The sequence below is a fragment of the Megasphaera micronuciformis F0359 genome (assembly GCF_000165735.1).
GTDB lineage: Bacteria > Bacillota > Negativicutes > Veillonellales > Megasphaeraceae > Megasphaera > Megasphaera micronuciformis.
The window spans coordinates 1-1031 of sequence record NZ_GL538199.1 but is presented as its reverse complement, the minus strand read 5'-3'; the positions used below and the strand labels follow the sequence as shown (position 1 = coordinate 1031).

The window sequence follows — 1031 nt, the reverse complement described above, 5'->3', positions numbered from 1 at the left end:
ATTGTAGTGTATCAAGACATTTGTGACAAGGACTCATGCAGAATGAGCTAAGAAGAATTCTGTCACCAATTCATTGGGTGATTTAAATCCAAGTGTTCGTTGTACGATGTTGTTATAACGGCTAATATACCGTTTATGAGCCTTGCAAAGTGCTTCTATTGTTCTAAAGCTACGATGATAAAAGCTCTCTCCGTCTCTTCTATGGCTACGCTCAACCTTGCCGTTTTGCCACGGTGAGAATGGTCGGGTCGTTTTATGCTCTATCTTTAGCCACTTCGCCACCACATCAAACTGACAGATTCGTTCACTGCTTCCCATATTCGTAAACTCTCTACCATTATCTGTTTGTACCGTGCTTATCTTAAATCCCATCTTGGATTCCAACGTCAACAAGAACTCACTCGTATGAGTAACTCTTTTTTCATCAACAATAGCCGCCACTCGTTTCCTTGAATATTCATCAATGGCTGTAATCTGATAGTACTGCATCTCATTCGGGTTTTCCTCGATACATTTCCGGGGAACATATTTTATATCCACTTGTACCTTCTCACCCGGATACGATACTACGTCCGGCTTCCATTTACTTTTGGGGAAATTCTTGACCTTTTTTACCGTGAACTGATGCTTACGTATTTGCCTACACATAGATCCATATGAACGAGTATATCCCCGCTTACACGATTCTACGTATACTTGAGCCAGACCTTCGTGACGATATCGCGTATTCATCTGACGAACCATAGCTAATTCGGCTGTCGTGTGTTGGTTTGGCTGTGTATGCGGTCTTCGGCTTAAAGGACGCAACGAATCTAGGGTTCCGTCATATCTTTTTAACCACCGTTGCACCTGTTGTCTGCTTGTATGATAACGCCGAGCTGCCTCTGCATTGTTTCCATGCTTAATGGCAAATTCACATATCCGTTTACGAAGTCTCAGTTCTTCGGTTATAATAGGTCTCATAAGAAGGGTCTCCTGTTATCTTGTTGGTTTGGTCACTTGCATTATAACAGAGTTCCTTCTTATTTTTT

At 41.9% G+C, this 1031-nt stretch carries 1 protein-coding gene; it reads right to left on the bottom strand.

Translation table 11 applies throughout. The features are described from left to right. Window positions 1-33 precede the first annotated feature (33 nt). Entirely contained in the window at window positions 34-963 is a 930-nt protein-coding gene (locus HMPREF9429_RS03595) for a DDE-type integrase/transposase/recombinase (protein ID WP_040773679.1), read from the bottom strand. Window positions 964-1031 lie beyond the last annotated feature (68 nt).